We start from the raw sequence: 14,268 nt of genomic DNA on the forward strand, positions 1-14,268 counted from the left end.
CATAGTTTAGTTTAACGAATTATATATCGGCTTTGAAGGAATGCTATTAGCGACTTATATCACTGTCCCAGAGAACTGATGGTTGGTGCGAATCAGTACATATACAAGCGTGAATTACAATTCTGGAGCTTCTTTCCCGTAATGCTTTTTATGCATGAAGAGAAAGACGGATCTTTCCGTTATCGTAAAGTGAGTGGTAAACAATTAGTTGTTTACAAATAGGGTGGTACCGCGATTTTTATCGTCCCTATCGGATTTTCCGATAGGGACTTTTTTGCATCCATCCTCTTACACAATTTCATATATACGCGTTGAAAGAATCGCAGTAGTATCTTATATCCCTGTTACAGAGAGCTAATGGTCGGTGGAAATTAGCACATATATAAGTATGAATTACAATTCTGGAGCTTCTTTTTCGTAGTGCTTTTATGCATGAAGGAAAAGACGGAATTTTTCCGTTATCATTAATTGAGATGTAAGTATATTTTCACTTACAAATAGGGTGGTACCGCGATTCTTTCGCCCCTATCGGATTTTCCGATAGGGGCTTTTTCTATTTATCACAGAAACATATGTTAAATAATTCCGAATCTTATGATAAAATTTTATAAGCGCTTACAAAAAATGAAAGGGGGTGATACAAGCTATACGAAATCGATATTCAATTTTATTGAAAAAAAGGAGGATGTCTAAATGACAAAGAAAACAGAAATTCCATCGCATTTAAAACCATTTGTATCCACACAACATTATGATCAATACACACCGGTGAATCACGCTGTGTGGCGTTACATTATGAGACAAAATCATAGCTTCTTAAAAGACGTTGCTCATCCAGCCTATGTGAACGGACTACAATCATCTGGTATTAATATAGATGCAATTCCAAAAGTAGAAGAAATGAATGAGTGTTTGGCACCAAGCGGCTGGGGCGCTGTAACAATTGACGGACTTATTCCTGGCGTAGCATTCTTCGATTTTCAAGGACACGGATTACTACCGATTGCAACAGATATCCGGAAAGTAGAAAATATCGAGTACACACCAGCTCCAGATATCGTACATGAAGCCGCAGGACACGCACCGATTTTACTTGATCCTACATATGCAAAATATGTGAAACGTTTTGGGCAAATTGGTGCAAAAGCTTTCTCTACAAAAGAAGAACATGATGCATTTGAAGCTGTTCGTACATTAACGATAGTAAAAGAAAGCCCTACTTCTACTCCTGATGAAGTTAAGGCTGCTGAAAATGCTGTAATTGAAAAACAAAACTTAGTTTCTGGTTTATCGGAAGCTGAACAAATTTCACGTCTTTTCTGGTGGACAGTAGAATATGGATTGATCGGAAATATAGATGATCCAAAGATATATGGTGCTGGTCTCCTTTCTTCTGTTGGCGAAAGCAAACATTGCTTAACAGACGCTGTAGAAAAGGTTCCATTCTCTATAGAGGCATGTACAAGTACAACTTATGACGTAACAAAAATGCAACCACAACTATTTGTTTGCGAATCATTTGAAGAATTAACAGAAGCACTTGAGAAATTCTCTGAAACGATGGCCTTTAAAACTGGTGGTAAAGAAGGATTAGAAAAAGCAATTCGCTCTGAGAACTATGCAACAGCTGAGCTAAATAGTGGATTACAAATTACAGGTACATTTAGCGAGACAATTGAAAACGATGCAGGTGAATTAATTTACATGCGAACAAATTCGCCAACAGCATTAGCGCTTCATAATAAACAGTTAGCGAATCATTCTACTTCTGTACACAATGACGGATTTGGAACACCGATTGGATTACTTACTGAAAATATTGCATTAGAAAATTGTACAGACGAACAACTACAATCATTAGGAATCACAATTGGAACTATCGCTGAGTTTACTTTTGCAAGTGGTATTCATGTAAAAGGAACAGTAACAGATATTGTGAAAAATGATAAGAAAATTGCTCTTATTTCCTTTATCGATTGCACAGTTACTTATAACGCCCGCGTTTTATTTGATGCTTCATGGGGCACATTTGATATGGCTGTTGGCTCACAAATCACTTCAGTATTCCCAGGTGCCGCAGATGCTGCAGCATTCTTCCCAATGGATGAAGAAATTCAAGAAATTCCTGCTCCACTTGTGCTGAATGAACTTGAACGTATGTATCAAACAGTTCGAGATATTCGAAGTGAGGGGATTTTACACGACGCGCATATCGATCAATTAGTAGCAATCCAAGAAGTATTAAATAAATTTTATGCGAAAGAATGGTTGCTGCGCCTTGAAGTATTAGAGTTACTTTTAGAGCATAACAAAGGGCATGAAACATCTGCAGCATTACTACATCAACTTTCTACTTTCACAACTGACGAAGCTGTAACACGCCTTATTAACAATGGTCTTGCGTTACTTCCAATAAAGGATGTGAAAAATGATGCTAAGATTAACTGAAGAAGAAGTTCACGAGGAATTATTGAAGGTAGATAAATGGATGGTAAAAGATGAGAAATGGATTGAACGAAAATATATGTTTTCCGACTACTTAAAAGGAGTCGAATTTGTCTCTGAAGCCGCCAAACTATCAGAAGAACATAATCACCATCCATTTATCCTTATCCAGTATAAAGCAGTTATTATTACTTTGTCATCTTGGAATGCAAAAGGTTTAACGAAACTAGATTTTGAGCTTGCAAAACAATTTGATGAACTATTTTTACAAAACGAAAATGCAATTATAAGAAAATAAAAAAGAGAAGCCTTTTTAGGCTTCTCCTTTTATTTGGAAATGGATACAATGTCCAAATGGATCCTCGACTTGTAATATTCCATCTTTGTACGTAGCAATCTTACCAATATTTTTTAAGCTTTCACATACTTGCTCTTTTTGTTTTTCATCCGCTAATACAATTGTGAAATATTTCAAACCAACAGAACCTGGCATTTGCGGTGGTACCCCTTCACCTTGCCATGTATTTAAACCGATATGGTGATGATAGCCACCTGCTGATACGAACAACGCTCCATTACGAGCTGGGATTGTTACTTCAAAACCAAGACCATCAACATAGAAACGTTTCGCTTCCTCTAAATCAGCTACATGGAAATGAATATGCCCCATCACAGTACCAGCTGGAAATCCACTCCATGTACTTCCTTGCTGCAATAATTCTTCACCAGCTAACGGGTTACTAACAAATGGGAGCTCTCCATTCTCATCACGCCAAACTTCTTTTTGTCGATCATGATAAATTTCAATCCCGTTTCCATCTGGATCAGCTAAATAAAGAGCTTCACTAAAGTAATGATCGGCCCCGCCATGTAGTGGATATACCATTTCTACAAGATGACGAAGAACATTCGCTAAATCCTGCCTACTTGGTAATAAAATTGCGTAATGATATAACCCTGTTCTTCCTCTTTGCTTCGGAAAAGCTTCTTTCTTTTCTTCAATGATAAGAAGTGGTTCATCATTTTCATTCCCAAATGTAACGACTGCTTTTTCTTCTTTTAGCACCTTCATACTTAGTACTTCCGTATAAAACTCTAGTGATTTCTTTACATTAGATACGTATAAATGAATAACATCCAGTGTTGTATCGGGATGAAGTTGAAAACTCATCTTGTTAGCCCCCCATTTAAATTAGTTCTTCTTTGACATTTTTTCTTTTAAGAAATTATCTACAAAACCATCAGCTTTTGCAACAAATAAGTATGCACCCATTGCTAATAATGCAAGTTCTAATTCGAAACCAGGATTTTTTCCATCTCCCAATAAACCAGCTGACCATTTCACTTTTACGATTGCTCCAACCATAACAAGTGCAAATAATAATCCAATATATCTTACACCTAAACCTAGAATTAATAATAGGCCTCCAACTAATTCAAATGTTGCTACACCGTATGCAAGTCCTCCTGGTAAACCAATGCTTGTAAACCACCCTGCAATATTGTCAATTCCTGATTGGAATTTTGTTAAACCGTGCATGAAGAATGTTACCCCTAACACGATACGAATAATTAAGTTACCAATATGTTGATTCATTTCTTTCTCTCCTTTATAGTTTTCTTATACAAAACTTTTATTTACATTACAAAACATACACTAATTTTTTTTATTCGTCAATTCATTTTCACTGGGAAAAAATATATTTTTTTTGCTATGATACAAATAGTTGTTTACAAAAAGGAGCTTGATTTTATGAATATTGGTTCTGCAATACGTGAAATTCGTCAACGTAGGGGCATAACAATCGCACAAATTTGTGAGGGAACAGGTCTTTCTAAAGGATTTATGAGTCAGGTTGAAAATAATAAAACATCACCATCTATCTCAACTTTAGAAACGATCTCCAATTTTTTAAACGTTCCCCTTCCCTATTTATTGTTAGAGCAAAAAGATCGATTAAAAATTGTCAAAAAAGAAGAACGGAAATACAGTGTATACGGCAAAGATGAGCAAAGAATTGAACATGTTGCGGAGCAAGGGGGCCTTCGCCTATCTTTAGTAGAAATCCCTACTGGATTCCCGAAAGAAAACTCACCAAATGCCCATGAAGGGGAAGAATGTCACCTTGTATTACGCGGAAAACTAGAAGTTCAGCACGGTGAAGATATTGCAATTGTAGAAGAAGGTGATTCTTTCTCATGGAATGCATGCGTTCCTCATATTGTTCGTAATATAGGAGAAGAAACTGCATTATTACTCATCTCTAGTTATGCAGAAAATCGAAAACGTGTTTACTAAATAATAAAAAAGAAGCCTGCTAAACAGGCTTCTTTTTTATCCCCTTATAATTCCATAACTTGTCCCCACTAGTACAGTCTTTTCGTGTTGATTGCGATAAACTGACTCGATTGAAACTTTTTTATAACCTTCCATTTGCTCAACATTTGTTAAAGTTAATTCACAAGTGATTGTATCTCCTGTGAAAACTGGTCTAATAAACTCACTTACTAATTCTCTTGCTATGTAATGTAATTCTTCGCCTACTTTCGTTCCAATGCTAGCAGTCAATAAACCATGGACCATTAATCTTCCATTTTCATCATATTCCACATGGTGTCTACCTTTATCTCCGGTAATATTTGCAAATTCAAACACCTCTTCCTCAGTAAATCTTCTTTCATATTTAAATACATCCCCAACTTTTATACTCATTTTTATCCCCCTAATAATAAACAGAATTTTCTTTTATTTTATCATAAAACAATCCTCAATCCATTCTCTATTATCAAATCCTCAAAATTACCTCGCTAAACTTTTACTTTTCATTCATTTATCGGTGACCATCTCTTTTCGCGACTTGATATCCATAATACGCACATGTTCCATTTCTCGATAGCTCTCTAACTTCAAATCCACAGCTTCTATAAAAATCAAAATTGTTCGCAGAAGTATGTGCAAACCAGTCACCATGTGGTAGCTTTTGCAAACAAAGAGCGACAAGTTTCTTACCTAATCCCTTCCCTCTATATTCACATTTCACAACTAAATTTACTATGTTCGCGACCATGATTCCATCAGAAATGACTCTAACCATGGCAATCATCTCTTCTTCATCCCAGATTGTGAATGCCCATGTTGAATTTTCAAATGCTATCGTGAATTTTTCAATTTGCCAAGAAGGGATATTATCATTGCTCCAACCGGCATCTTCAAATAAAGTCTTAATTGCATATGCAGGTACACCATTCGTTCCCTCACGAATAATAAGTCCATTATGATAAATGTACATGTAATCCCCCCCTTTATTTTTATATACCATTCTTCAAAAAATGCAATTAACCTTTTTTCATCCAACGCGCCTAATGGAATAAACGAGAACATCCATCCCATGAAATGAAGTTGTTTTCTCATAACTAAGCCCCGTTTTTCTAGCAACAAAGATTGAGGCGGGGTGGTCCGGATTAATAAGAGAAATCAATTTATTCATTCGTAACGCTTGGAAGCCATAGTCTCGAAATGCTGCCGCTGCTTCTCTCGCATAGCCTTTTCCCCAATACTGAGGTAATAACCAATAACCAATTTCAATTTCCTCTTTTCCATCTATCTGCTGCTTTACTAATCCTGCATGACCAATCCGTATCCCCGTTTCCTTTTCAATTAATACAAATAAACCGAGGCCGTTTTTATAGCTAGGAATTACCCACTCTTCCAAACTTTTTTTACATTGCATATATGTTTTTAAATTCCCATTTCCAATATAGCGCATTACTTTTTCGTTTCCCCATAGTGAAGCGTAGAACTGTAAATCATCCATTGTATATTTACGAATTTGTAAACGGTCTGTATGAAACATTCCTTCACTCCTTTCTACTAATTTCTTCTTAATTTCACAATCATATTTTGTATGCACAATAAGTGTTACCATTTATTATAAATGAATCAACCACATAACACAGAATATTCAATCTTATAGAAACAAAAAAAGCAGTAGACAAATATTGTCCACTGCATCCATATCATAACTAGCATAAAGAAAACTACAATTGAGGGGGGTGTAGGATTTTCAAATATACTAGATACTTATCCCGTTCTAACGGGCGGTAAACTTTCCAATTGTTTCAAGTGAAAAGTTTACCGCACATAAGAACTTCCTTCGTTCATTAAGATAGTATTGCTAAATAATCATATACACGCTTAGATTTCTCTCCACCCATTCGTGCATGTTGAAGAAGAGAAATACCATGAGGACCAGATGCGCGCAATGCTTCTGGTTGAGCTACTAAAATAGCTTGTACAACTTCTAATTCACCAAGCATAGCTGCTGCAAAAATATCCATCCGAGCACCCTTTTCTAGTAAATAAAGAGCAATATCTTTACGACCTACATGTGCCGATGCGCCTAACGCACTTTCCCAATCTGATCCACCCCAATTATAAGAGGCGTGAAGTAAGCTTGGTGATTCAACCAATAGCTCTTGTACTTTCTCTAAATCCCCGTGAGCTGCCATAACAAATTCTCTTACTAATTCAATGGTAATACGCTCTTCTGTTTGCATCGCTCTTCTCCCCTTTTAGAAATTCGTTTCGGTGTAAAAAAAGGCTTGTCACTTCCCTGAAAAATATCTACATCTATGCCAAATACATGTTGAAACATTTCATGGCATAGTACTTCTTCTGGTATACCATCATACTGAATTTTTCCTCGCTTTAATACAAGTAAACGATCGCTATATTGAGCAGCTTGGTTAATGTCATGTAAAACCATTATAATTGTCATTCCAAACTCCTCATTTAATCGTTTCACAAGTTCCATTACTTCCAACTGGTGAACGATATCTAAAAAGGTTGTTGGTTCATCCAATAATAAGACATTTGTACGTTGCGCTAGCGTCATCGCAATCCAAGCACGTTGCCGTTCCCCTCCTGATAAAGAATGTAAAAGACGATATTCATACCCTTCAAGATTTGTAACAGACAATGCCCAATCAACAATTTCTTCATCTTCTTTATTTAAGTGGCTACTCCATGATTTATGTGGACCTCTTCCGAACTCAATTAGTTCTTTCACTGTTAAATCTAATTGATGATCATGCATTTGTGGTAACATTGCTAATTGCTTCGCTACATCAGCACTCTTCATCATATGAATATTTTTCCCATCTAAAATGATGTCCCCTTCGCTTTGTTTCAGTAGCCTTGCTATTAAACGAAGCAAAGTAGATTTTCCCGATCCATTCGGACCAATTAAACTAACGATTTCTCCAGCCTTAATATGTACATTCATATTTTGCATTTGAAATCTTTCAGAGTGTGCGTAAAACACTTTGTTAACGGAAATCACTTTGTTTTCCTCCTCTATGAATTAAATATAAGAAGAACGGACCACCTAAGAAGGACAGTAAAATACCAACAGGCAATTCGATTGGGTCAAACCAACTTCGAGCTATTGCATCCGCAAAAACAAGTAATACCCCGCCGCCAAGGCATGATAAAGGTAGCAAATATCTATAATCATTTCCAACTAATAAACGTAGCATATGTGGTACGACAAGACCGACAAATCCAATAAGACCAGACACACTTACTGCAATTCCAGCTAATAATGTACTTACTACGATTAAATAAAACCGACTTTTTTCCACGTTATGTCCTAATAACTTTGCCATTTCATCTCCAAGCATTAACACTCGAATATGCTTAATACCAAAGAAAGCTAATATAATGGCGAATATTGCATAATAAATAATCATATTTAAATGTGCCCAACTTACACCACCAATACCACCCGCTAGCCACGGTAACACCGATTGTACTTTGTCACTATGTAATAACATTAATGCTGACGTTGCTGCACCAATTAATGCATTGATCGACACCCCTACTAAGATGATTCTTGAAGGTGGTGCCCCTTTTTGCCATGATAAAGCATAAATAACCATCGCTGTTATGAAAGCTCCTAAAAACGCCCCTAGTGGTAAAAAAGCTAGATGCTGTGGGAATAAAATCATGATGACAATTGCTACAAGGCCTGCCCCAGATGAAACTCCGATAATACCAGGATCTGCAAGAGGGTTTCTCATAACTCCTTGTAGCAGTGTACCAGATGCAGCTAAACATGTTCCTACTATAAACCCAATGAGCACTCTCGGTATGCGAAGATCCCATACAATTCGATGAACTGTCGAACCTTCATCTTGTATACCCGTTAGAATATCTCGTACAGAAAAGGATAAACTTCCTGCGAAAAGACCGTAAAAGAGACCTAGGATTGTTAATACAACTAAAGTAACTGCTATTATCCATCTTTTTTTCGCAAAAGGATGTTCCTTTTCTCTTACTACTTCACTACTTTCCATAGTATCATTTCCTTACATCTTGTATACTTTTATACATAAAGTCCATTGCTTCTGTAACTTTTGTACCAGGATTAGATCCAAATAAATCAGGTGGCAAAATAACTACGCGGTTTTGTTTTACTGCCTCTAAATTTTTCCACGCTTCATTTTTCATCATTTCGCCTTCGAATGCTTTTTTCACACTTTTTGGATCTCCGTGTGTAATTAAATAAATCACATCTGGATTCGCCTCAATAATACGTTCTACACTTAGCTGTGCATATTGCGGATATTCTTTCGTTTCTGGAAAATCAGAAGCAATATTTTTTCCGCCTGTTTTTTCTAAAATATCACCTGATAAAGATGTTGGTAATGCCGCTAAATAAGTTCCTGGTGCGCCATACACTAGCAATGCTTTCACATCGCTCTTTTTCTCATATTTCTTCATTTGATCATTCATTTTTTGATTAATTTCTTTTGCTTTATCTTCTTTCTTCATTACCGTTCCATATAATTCAATATTTTTTTGAATATCTTGTACAGAATTCGCAGAAGAAATGATAACTTGCGTTCCTTGTCCTTCAACCGTTGGCACATTCTTTTGGAATCCATTGTTAGCAACAAGTACATCGGGCTTTAAACTAGCAATTTGCTCAAAATTCGGTTGATGTGCATTCCCAATTACTTGTGCTTTCTTTAGCTCATCCGGAAGAGTTAATTTCGTATCCGGGCGACCTACTATTTTTCCACCTAAAGCATGAATAATATCCATGTCCCCCATACTTAATGTTGCAAAACTTTCTGGCACTTTATCGAATGTTACCTTTCTTCCTGATAGGTCGGTAATTTCGATTTTCTCTTTTCCTTTTTCTGTTTTGGTTGCAGACGCTTTTTCGTCCCCTTTGGCACTGCAACCTATTAACAAGAAAAAAATAGATAAAATCGCTGTAAATAGCGTAATAGATTTTTTCATTCCTTCACCTCTAATTGATAATGATAATCATTAACTACTATTCTACTTTAATTGATAAGGATTATCATTGTCAACACGAAAGGCATATATTTTCCTACAAAAAAACAAAAAGCGCGACAAAAAGATTTTTTCTTTTCGCTGCGCTCTAGTTAACAATATTATTCACATTCATTTTCCTCTAGCTGGTCACGCATCACTTTCACACGCTGAAAGAAAAAGAACGATAAGCTTAAAAATATAACGATGCTCCCCATCATAACAAAAAATTGGATTGTCTCTTTTGCTCCACTCGGAATCAATAAGCCAACCATTAACAATGTACTTACAGCGAGAAGCATTTGTCCAAACCGAGTATAATCTTCTATTTTTCCTTTTAATTCTTTCATTATATTCTCACTCCTCCATTTCACTGTATCATATTCTATGAAACTGAAAGACCAGTAAATACAGCCATTCTGGGAGATGTTTTCCAATAAAAAAAGAGCCGCTTTTACTGCGGCTCTTTTTTTATCATTATTCACCTTTATATGCTTCCATATAAATTTCTTTCAGCTCTGAAATAAGCGGTAACTTTGGATTAGCAGTTGTACATTGATCTTCAAAAGCTCTTTCTGCTAATACTCCAACAACCTCTTCAAATTGCTCTTTATCGACTCCTTGTCCCGCAATACTCATATTAATATTTAAGCTTTTTCCAAGCTCAATAATTGCTCGGACGAGTGATTCCACCCCTTCTGCTGCCGAACTTGCTGGAAGCCCGAGCATTCTCGCTATATGTGCATATCTTTCATCTGCCACAAAGTGCTCATATTTTGGGAACAATGCGTGTTTTCTTGGCTTAATAGCATTATAGCGGACTACGTGCGGCATTAGAATGGCATTTGCGCGTCCGTGCGGAATATGGAATTCTGGTCCAATCTTATGTGCTAAGCTGTGATTAATACCGAGGAAAGCATTTGCAAATGCCATCCCTGCAATTGCAGAAGCGTTATGCATTTTTTCTCTTGCTTCTTCATCATTTCCATCTTTATATGCTCTCGGTAAATATTTGAATACGAGATCAATAGCTTTTAATGCTAATCCATCTGTATAGTCATTTGCCATAACAGACACATACGCCTCAATTGCATGTGTTAAAACATCCATACCAGTATCTGCTGTTACATGTGGTGGTACTGTCATTACAAATTGTGGATCAACAATTGCTACATCTGGTGTTAATTCATAATCTGCGAGCGGATACTTTATATTATTTTTCTTATCTGTAATAACCGCAAATGGTGTCACTTCTGATCCCGTTCCTGATGTCGTTGGAATCGCAACAAACCGCGCCTTATTTCCTAATTCTGGATATTTACATGTGCGTTTTCTTATATCTAAAAATTTCTGTTTAATACCATAGAATGTCGTTTCTGGATGCTCATAGAATAACCACATTCCTTTTGCTGCATCCATAGCTGAACCACCACCAAGTGCGATAATTACATCTGGCTTAAAGCTTTTCATCATTTCCGCACCTTTGAAAACAGTTTCATCTGATGGATCTGGTTCGACCTCAAAGAAAACTTCAACTTTCACATCATTTGCATTCTTGTTTAAATAGTGCGCGACTGTATCGACATAGCCATGTTCAACCATTCCGGGGTCCGTTACAATAAATGCACGTGAAATGTTAGGCATATTTGCTAAATAAGCTGTAGCATGTTTTTCAAAATAAATTTTTGGTGGCAGTTTGAACCACTGCATATTCTTTTTTCTATTTGCCAGCCTTTTTATATTTAATAAATGAGTCGCTGTTACATTTTGGGAAACTGAATTCTTTCCGTATGAACCACAACCAAGTGTAAGTGATGGAATAAATCCATTATATATATCCCCTATTCCACCTTGTGATGAAGGTGCATTTACAATGAGACGGCAAGCTTTCATACGTAACCCAAATTGCTTTTGCACATCTTTATTTGTAGAATGGATAACTGCTGAATGTCCTAAACCACCGAGGTTCAACATTTCTTCGCAATATGTAAATCCTTCTTCTAATGAATTTGCCTTCACACAAGCTAATACTGGACTCAGTTTCTCACGGGATAACGGATATGCTGCTCCGATACCTTGAATTTCAGCTACAAGCATTTTTGTATGTTCAGGAACAGTGATCCCAACTAAATCGGCAATATACTGTGCTGATTTCCCTACAACATCACTATTTACTGCACATGTATTTTCATTTATAACGAGCTTTTCTAATTTTTTTCTTTCTTCTTCTGTTACAAAGTAACAACTGTTTTCAATCATTTCTGTTTTAACATCATCATAAATTTCTTTATCAACAATGATTGCTTGTTCCGATGCACAAATCATACCGTTATCAAATGTTTTTGATAAAATTAAATCATTAACAGCTCGTTTTACATGTGCTGATTTTTCTATATAACACGGTACATTACCAGGACCAACGCCTAACGCTGGTTTTCCAGTAGAGTAAGCTGATTTCACCATACCAGCGCCTCCAGTTGCTAGAACGAGTGCTACACCATCATGGTTCATCAATTGTTTCGTCGCTTCAACAGACGGTCTTTCAATCCATTGAATACAGTGTTTTGGTGCACCAGCTTTCATCGCTGCATCATATACGGTTTTCGCTGCTGCCACAGAACATTTTTGTGCGGAAGGATGGAATGCGAAAATAATTGGATTTCTTGTTTTTATCGCAATTAACGCTTTAAACATTGTTGTCGACGTTGGATTCGTTACTGGTGTTACTCCAGCTACTACACCGACAGGTTCCGCGATTTCTATTATTTCTTCATGAGGATCTTCGTGAATAATCCCTACCGTTTTATCTTGCTTTATACTATGCCAAATATATTCAGTGGCAAAAATATTTTTAATGCATTTGTCTTCATATACACCACGGCCAGTTTCTTCAACTGCCAATTTCGCTAGCGGCATATGTTGATCAACACCTGCTAATGCCATTTCATGAACAATGTTGTCAATTTCCTCTTGTGTAAAACTTTCTAATGCTTGTAAAGCTTGTTGACCATTATTTACTAGCGTATCAATCATCTTTTTTACTTCCTGCATTTCATTTACAACTCTCTCTTTGACTAACATGTGAATTTCCTCCTATTCTACTATTACGGTCCTTATATGTCCCTGTAGGTCAAAATAAGTCCCAATTAACACAAAAAAATAGAGATGCTTTCCTACATGAATTTCATTGTTTGTGAAAAATTTCACAAATTTGTTCGTGAGTAACGTTTCCTGAATTCAATATACATGAAATCATTTCGTTTGTGTATGTCTATTTTGTGAAATGTTTCACAAAAGACGTAATAAAAAAACGCACTGCTAATATAGAGCAGTGCATTTTTTATTATGCTAGCGCTTGTGCTAAATCTTCAATTAAATCTTCACCATCTTCAATACCGACAGAAATACGAATTAATGTATCTGTAATTCCTAATTCTTTGCGGCGATCAGCTGGGATTGATGCATGTGTCATTTGAGATGGAATAGAAATTAAACTTTCTACCGCTCCTAAGCTTTCAGCAAGTGTAAAGTATTGTAGTTTCTCAAGTACTTTATTTAATGTTTCTTCACTATCTACATCAAATGAGATAATAGCACCAAACCCGTTTGCTTGTTCTGTTGCTAATTCGTGATTTTGATGTGATTCAAGACCTGGGTAATATACTTTATTTACTTTTGGATGATTATTTAAGAACTCAGCAATAGCACGTGAATTCGTTTCATGTTCTTCCATACGAATTCCTAATGTTTTTAAACCGCGAAGTAGTAAGAAGCTATCTTGTGGCCCAAGAATACCTCCTGTTGAGTTTTGTACAAAGTGAAGATCTTCTGCTAGTTGTGGGCTATTTACAACTACTAAACCTGCAACTACATCACTATGACCTCCTAAATATTTCGTTGCACTATGAAGCACAATATCTGCTCCTAAAGAAATCGGCGACTGCCAATATGGCGTCATGAATGTGTTATCAATAATTGTTAATAGGTCTTTCTCTTTAGCAAGAGTAGATATTTTCTTAATATCAGTAATTTTTAATAGTGGGTTCGTTGGTGTTTCCACATAAATTGCTTTCGTATTTGGACGAATCGCTTCTTCAACTTCCTCTAAGTTTGTTGTATCTACAAATGTATGCTCAATACCGAAACGGTTTAATACTTTCGTAATAACGCGGTATGTTCCGCCATAAACATCATCTGTTAAAATAACGTGGTCACCTTTTGAGAACAACATAATTGTCGCTGTAATAGCAGCCATTCCTGAACCAAATGCAAATCCAGCATGCCCATTTTCTAATACAGCAATCATTTCTTCTAAAGCTGCACGTGTTGGGTTACCTGTACGTGAATATTCATATCCTTGATGCTTACCAACTGCTTCTTGTTTGTACGTACTTGTTTGATAAATCGGTACGTTTACAGATCCAGTTGAAGGTTCTCCTATGCGAATACCATGAATTAACTTTGTCTTTGCTCTCATT

15 protein-coding genes and 2 other annotated features are annotated in these 14,268 nt (G+C 36.3%); of the genes, 3 read left to right on the forward strand and 12 right to left on the reverse strand.

Going from position 1 to position 14,268, the window contains the following annotated elements; genetic code table 11:
* Nucleotides 1–23 precede the first annotated feature (23 nt).
* Nucleotides 24–252 (forward strand) — a binding site (T-box leader).
* A 50-nt stretch (nt 253–302) separates the two neighbouring features.
* Nucleotides 303–530: a binding site (T-box leader), on the forward strand.
* A gap of 163 nt (nt 531–693) precedes the next feature.
* Nucleotides 694–2,448: an aromatic amino acid hydroxylase gene (locus GBN78_RS02995; protein WP_152126927.1), complete on the forward strand. Its 1,755-nt coding sequence runs from the start codon at nt 694–696 to the stop codon at nt 2,446–2,448.
* On the forward strand, nt 2,429–2,743 hold the full coding sequence (locus tag GBN78_RS03000; protein ID WP_000979538.1) for a 4a-hydroxytetrahydrobiopterin dehydratase: 315 nt from the start codon (nt 2,429–2,431) through the stop codon (nt 2,741–2,743). The genes GBN78_RS02995 and GBN78_RS03000 overlap by 20 nt, the downstream gene beginning before the upstream one ends.
* A gap of 15 nt (nt 2,744–2,758) precedes the next feature.
* On the opposite strand, the gene GBN78_RS03005 is transcribed toward GBN78_RS03000, so the two are convergent.
* Both GBN78_RS03005 and GBN78_RS03010 read right to left on the reverse strand, forming a co-directional pair.
* Nucleotides 2,759–3,616: a VOC family protein gene (locus GBN78_RS03005; RefSeq protein WP_000009812.1), complete on the reverse strand. Its 858-nt coding sequence runs from the start codon at nt 3,614–3,616 to the stop codon at nt 2,759–2,761.
* Between the two features lie 21 nt (nt 3,617–3,637).
* A complete protein-coding gene (locus GBN78_RS03010) occupies nt 3,638–4,042 on the reverse strand; it encodes a DoxX family protein (RefSeq protein ID WP_001071553.1) in 405 nt (134 codons plus the stop codon).
* 156 nt (nt 4,043–4,198) lie between these two features.
* On the opposite strand from GBN78_RS03010, the gene GBN78_RS03015 reads away from it, so the two are divergent.
* Nucleotides 4,199–4,744 carry a helix-turn-helix domain-containing protein gene (locus GBN78_RS03015; protein WP_001020693.1) on the forward strand — a complete coding sequence of 182 codons (546 nt, stop codon included), beginning with the start codon at nt 4,199–4,201 and terminating at the stop codon, nt 4,742–4,744.
* A gap of 36 nt (nt 4,745–4,780) precedes the next feature.
* Here the strand turns inward: GBN78_RS03015 and GBN78_RS03020 are convergent, their stop codons facing one another.
* The 10 genes from GBN78_RS03020 to GBN78_RS03070 form a co-directional block, all read right to left on the reverse strand.
* Nucleotides 4,781–5,158 carry a hotdog family protein gene (locus GBN78_RS03020; RefSeq protein WP_000025015.1) on the reverse strand — a complete coding sequence of 126 codons (378 nt, stop codon included), beginning with the start codon at nt 5,156–5,158 and terminating at the stop codon, nt 4,781–4,783.
* Between the two features lie 118 nt (nt 5,159–5,276).
* Nucleotides 5,277–5,735: a GNAT family N-acetyltransferase gene (locus GBN78_RS03025; protein WP_000276114.1), complete on the reverse strand. Its 459-nt coding sequence runs from the start codon at nt 5,733–5,735 to the stop codon at nt 5,277–5,279.
* A gap of 57 nt (nt 5,736–5,792) precedes the next feature.
* Nucleotides 5,793–6,371: a GNAT family N-acetyltransferase gene (locus tag GBN78_RS03030; RefSeq protein ID WP_000258037.1), complete on the reverse strand. Its 579-nt coding sequence runs from the start codon at nt 6,369–6,371 to the stop codon at nt 5,793–5,795.
* Nucleotides 6,372–6,606: 235 nt separating this feature from the next.
* Nucleotides 6,607–7,002, reverse strand: a complete 396-nt coding sequence (locus GBN78_RS03035) for an ankyrin repeat domain-containing protein (protein ID WP_001192763.1) — start codon at nt 7,000–7,002, stop codon at nt 6,607–6,609.
* Nucleotides 6,969–7,787, reverse strand: coding sequence for an ABC transporter ATP-binding protein (locus tag GBN78_RS03040; protein WP_000626525.1), 819 nt, complete (start codon nt 7,785–7,787; stop codon nt 6,969–6,971). The genes GBN78_RS03035 and GBN78_RS03040 overlap by 34 nt, the downstream gene beginning before the upstream one ends.
* Nucleotides 7,774–8,802 (reverse strand): FecCD family ABC transporter permease, encoded by a 1,029-nt coding sequence (locus GBN78_RS03045; RefSeq protein WP_000445961.1) that lies wholly within the window; start codon nt 8,800–8,802, stop codon nt 7,774–7,776. The genes GBN78_RS03040 and GBN78_RS03045 overlap by 14 nt, the downstream gene beginning before the upstream one ends.
* A 4-nt stretch (nt 8,803–8,806) precedes the next feature.
* The gene (locus GBN78_RS03050; RefSeq protein ID WP_000748454.1) at nt 8,807–9,754 is read right to left on the reverse strand and encodes an ABC transporter substrate-binding protein; all 948 of its coding nucleotides are present in this window, start codon (nt 9,752–9,754) and stop codon (nt 8,807–8,809) included.
* Between the two features lie 158 nt (nt 9,755–9,912).
* Entirely contained in the window at nt 9,913–10,140 is a 228-nt protein-coding gene (locus GBN78_RS03060) for a YrhC family protein (protein ID WP_000661265.1), read from the reverse strand.
* Between the two features lie 127 nt (nt 10,141–10,267).
* Nucleotides 10,268–12,871, reverse strand: coding sequence for a bifunctional acetaldehyde-CoA/alcohol dehydrogenase (adhE, locus tag GBN78_RS03065; protein ID WP_152126929.1), 2,604 nt, complete (start codon nt 12,869–12,871; stop codon nt 10,268–10,270).
* A gap of 262 nt (nt 12,872–13,133) precedes the next feature.
* Nucleotides 13,134–14,267: a bifunctional cystathionine gamma-lyase/homocysteine desulfhydrase gene (locus GBN78_RS03070; protein ID WP_001201908.1), complete on the reverse strand. Its 1,134-nt coding sequence runs from the start codon at nt 14,265–14,267 to the stop codon at nt 13,134–13,136.
* Between the last annotated feature and the right edge of the window lies 1 nt (nt 14,268).

This window comes from Bacillus sp. B2-WWTP-C-10-Post-4 (genome assembly GCF_009183805.1).
Taxonomy (GTDB): domain Bacteria; phylum Bacillota; class Bacilli; order Bacillales; family Bacillaceae_G; genus Bacillus_A; species Bacillus_A cereus.

Coding starts and splice junctions, on each gene's coding strand:
- GBN78_RS03030 (WP_000258037.1), bottom strand. CDS start 6,371: ATGGTAACACTTATTGTGCATACAAAATATGATTGTGAAATTAAGAAG.
- GBN78_RS03010 (WP_001071553.1), bottom strand. CDS start 4,042: ATGAATCAACATATTGGTAACTTAATTATTCGTATCGTGTTAGGGGTA.
- GBN78_RS03035 (WP_001192763.1), bottom strand. CDS start 7,002: ATGCAAACAGAAGAGCGTATTACCATTGAATTAGTAAGAGAATTTGTT.
- GBN78_RS03000 (WP_000979538.1), top strand. CDS start 2,429: ATGATGCTAAGATTAACTGAAGAAGAAGTTCACGAGGAATTATTGAAG.
- GBN78_RS03045 (WP_000445961.1), bottom strand. CDS start 8,802: ATGGAAAGTAGTGAAGTAGTAAGAGAAAAGGAACATCCTTTTGCGAAA.
- GBN78_RS03050 (WP_000748454.1), bottom strand. CDS start 9,754: ATGAAAAAATCTATTACGCTATTTACAGCGATTTTATCTATTTTTTTC.
- GBN78_RS02995 (WP_152126927.1), top strand. CDS start 694: ATGACAAAGAAAACAGAAATTCCATCGCATTTAAAACCATTTGTATCC.
- GBN78_RS03025 (WP_000276114.1), bottom strand. CDS start 5,735: ATGTACATTTATCATAATGGACTTATTATTCGTGAGGGAACGAATGGT.
- adhE (WP_152126929.1), bottom strand. CDS start 12,871: ATGTTAGTCAAAGAGAGAGTTGTAAATGAAATGCAGGAAGTAAAAAAG.
- GBN78_RS03070 (WP_001201908.1), bottom strand. CDS start 14,267: ATGAGAGCAAAGACAAAGTTAATTCATGGTATTCGCATAGGAGAACCT.
- GBN78_RS03020 (WP_000025015.1), bottom strand. CDS start 5,158: ATGAGTATAAAAGTTGGGGATGTATTTAAATATGAAAGAAGATTTACT.
- GBN78_RS03005 (WP_000009812.1), bottom strand. CDS start 3,616: ATGAGTTTTCAACTTCATCCCGATACAACACTGGATGTTATTCATTTA.
- GBN78_RS03060 (WP_000661265.1), bottom strand. CDS start 10,140: ATGAAAGAATTAAAAGGAAAAATAGAAGATTATACTCGGTTTGGACAA.
- GBN78_RS03015 (WP_001020693.1), top strand. CDS start 4,199: ATGAATATTGGTTCTGCAATACGTGAAATTCGTCAACGTAGGGGCATA.